We start from the raw sequence: 3,024 nt of genomic DNA on the forward strand, positions 1-3,024 counted from the left end.
ACTTTTCCATTCCCTCCAGGTAAATTTATATTTTGATTTAACGCGTTTTCTCCTAATATTTGATTTAATGCATCCGCATACATTGTATTTCTCAAAATTGTATAGGTTAAACCACTTTTTTTAATATAATCTTCTGTTTGAAAATGACTTATCATTAAGTCTTTTACTCCTGAAGTTTGAATGTCCTTTATTGCTAGACCAGTATAAACAATATGTTTTACTCCTTGGTCCTTTGCTGCATCGATTACATTTTTATGTTGTTCGAAACGGTTTGAATCCATTGTAGAAATCAAAAGTAATTTTTCAATTCCATCAAAAGATTCTTTTAAAGATTCTCTGTCGCTAAAGTTTGCTAATCTGGCTTGAAACCCTTTTGATGTTAGTTTGTTGACTCCTTCTTGATTACTTGATGTAACGACAAAAGTATCTTGTGTACTTTTTTTCAAAAGTTGATTAACTACACTAGATCCTAAATTGCCAGTCGCTCCTGTTATTAATATCATTTTGATTATTATTTCTATAATTTATATCCTTAAAAAATGAATTCGAATTTTTTGAACGATTTGTTCTATGATAGATAAATTCTACATCACTTTGAGATGTATTAACTACTGCTTCAGTACTTTATCGTTCTTAAAAATATTGTTTAATGATTTAGTGTAAAGAAATAAAATCCTTTAGAAATAGTTATTATTACTTTCATGGTAGATACCTGTTTCCATCGAGGGAAGTAATAATGAAATGATGTTTTGTATTTTATTGATTTATAGCGCTTTGATATTCTGTGGTTTTTTGTAGTTTACTTATAAATGCATTAAAAATATTTAAAAGGTAATAAACTACAGGAGATGATTTAGTATAATCAAATTTGTTTATTATTAGAAATCTTTAGAAAAAAGTGATTACACATAAGATTTACAATAGCTTATAAAAGCTGTAATTTTAGTAGAAGATAATAACAAATGTGTTATTGTGTATTTAAAAACAAAAAAGTCCTTATTTACATAAGGACTTTTTGATTTATAAGAAATAATTATATGTTGAATTATTTTCTTTTTACATTGACAGCCATAAGACCTTTTTTTCCTTTTTCAATATCAAAAGTAACTTGATCATTTTCAATTACTTTGTCAATTAATCCAGAAACATGTACAAAAACATCTTCACCTCCGTTTGCGTTAGAGATAAAACCAAAACCTTTTGATTCGTTGAAGAATTTTACTGTTCCTTCTTGCATAGTTGTATATTTAATTAATTTATTTTTTTGATATTTGAATTGCTCTGAATCCTTTTTCAGACATTTCTTTTTTGAACTGCACTTGATCTCCTACTTTAAGTAATTCTTTTGATTCTTTGAAGTGGAAGAAGATTTTATCGTTAGAAGTTGGTACTTTAATAAAACCAAACCCTTTTGAATCGTTGTAGATATCAACCATACCTTCTATAAAAACATCTTTGTTATCAGATTCTAATCTTTTATTATTCAGCAAATCGGCTTCTTTGTCTTGTAAATGAGGTGGTACATCTGTAAAATTACCAAGTACATCAACATAGACAATCATATCTTCTAATGATTTTCCTTTGTTGTTATTCTCTTTTCTGTTCTCTCTTTTGTTTAATTTCTCTAATTTTTTTAAAGCTTTCTTTTTGCTATTTTCTTTTTTAGATGTAGAATCTGCCATAAATGTTTGTATAGATTTTTTATTATTAATACTGATAAAACCTAAGAAAACATGAATTAATTATCCAACAACATTTATATTATAATGTAGTAAAACTTACAAGTATACGTTTTAGAAAACAGAAGTTAAAATTATATTGACTAGGTCAATTAGTGAATTAAAAAAAGTAAAATAAAGAATACAATTGTAAACTATTAAGACAAAATATCTTCTTAAGTACGTTGCAAAGGTAATAAGTTTTAATGAATTAAATGGTATTAATTTCTAGAGAATTCTATATGACAAAAAAGTTCTAACCTAATTGTGATTAGAACTTAGATATTATCATAATTGATATCGTTAAAATTGGTAAATAAATGTGTTTATATTCATACCTGCGCCAACAGAAGCAAATAATACCACATCGCCTTCATTTATTTGGTGATTTTCCAAATCATTATCCATAATCATTTTCAAAAGAATTGGAATTGTTGCCACACTACTATTGCCAAGTTTATGAATATTCATTGGCATAATATTTTTTGGAACATCTTGATCATATAAACTATAAAAGCGTTTTACAATTGCTTCGTCCATTTTTTCATTGGCTTGATGAATCACTATTTTACTGATATCGTCAATATTATATGAGCTATCATCAACACATTTTTTCATTGCTAAAGGTACTTTGGATAAAGCAAACTCATAGATTTTTCGACCATACATTTTGATATATTTGGTATTCGGACATTTTTCTGAATTATATGATTTTCCAAAAAACAGATAATCTTTTTCTTCGTTTGCATAAGAGGCAGATAAATGAGCTTGTATTCCTTTATTGTTTGTAGAAGCTTCTAAAATAGCAGCACCAGCTCCATCTGCATATATCATTGTATCTCGGTCGTGTTCATCTACTACTCTCGAAAGAGTTTCAGCACCAATTACCAAACATCTTTTTGCTAATCCAGCTTTTATAAATGCATTGGCTTGTATAACACCTTCTACCCAACCTGGACAACCAAAAATAACATCGTAAGCAACACAATAAGGATTCTGAATTTTCAATAAATTTTTTACTCTTGCAGCAAGACTTGGCACCATATCAGACTGAATAGTATCGTGTTTTACATCTCCAAAATTATGAGCGAATATAATATAATCAATAGTTTCTGCGTCGATATTTGCATTTGTGATGGCTGAAGCAGCTGCCATATAGCCTAAGTCTGATGTTACTTGATCTTTTCTGGCATATCGACGTTCTTCTATTCCTGTTATTTGCTTTAATTTATATGAAATAGTAGCATTATTTTGATCTAAAATTTCTCCTTGTTCATTAAAAAATTGATGTTCTTCAAAAAAAAGA

4 protein-coding genes are annotated in these 3,024 nt (G+C 27.8%); all 4 read right to left on the reverse strand.

Annotated features, from left to right (window positions below; translation table 11 throughout):
• The coding region (locus tag B2217_RS16090) for an NmrA family NAD(P)-binding protein (protein ID WP_291123181.1) at positions 1-503 on the reverse strand (503 nt) is incomplete at its 3' end.
• A 542-nt stretch (positions 504-1,045) separates the two neighbouring features.
• Positions 1,046-1,237, reverse strand: coding sequence for a cold-shock protein (locus B2217_RS16095; RefSeq protein ID WP_038335863.1), 192 nt, complete (start codon positions 1,235-1,237; stop codon positions 1,046-1,048).
• Positions 1,238-1,256: 19 nt separating this feature from the next.
• Positions 1,257-1,682 carry a cold shock domain-containing protein gene (locus B2217_RS16100; protein WP_180906440.1) on the reverse strand — a complete coding sequence of 142 codons (426 nt, stop codon included), beginning with the start codon at positions 1,680-1,682 and terminating at the stop codon, positions 1,257-1,259.
• A 339-nt stretch (positions 1,683-2,021) separates the two neighbouring features.
• The coding region (locus B2217_RS16105; protein WP_291123184.1) for a 3-oxoacyl-ACP synthase III family protein at positions 2,022-3,024 on the reverse strand (1,003 nt) is incomplete at its 5' end.

The sequence above is a fragment of the Empedobacter sp. UBA7620 genome (assembly GCF_002484185.1).
GTDB classification, from domain to species: domain Bacteria; phylum Bacteroidota; class Bacteroidia; order Flavobacteriales; family Weeksellaceae; genus Empedobacter; species Empedobacter falsenii_C.

Excerpts from the sequence above, each read along its gene's own strand:
- B2217_RS16095 (WP_038335863.1), bottom strand. The coding sequence starts at position 1,237 with ATGCAAGAAGGAACAGTAAAATTCTTCAACGAATCAAAAGGTTTTGGT.
- B2217_RS16100 (WP_180906440.1), bottom strand. The coding sequence starts at position 1,682 with ATGGCAGATTCTACATCTAAAAAAGAAAATAGCAAAAAGAAAGCTTTA.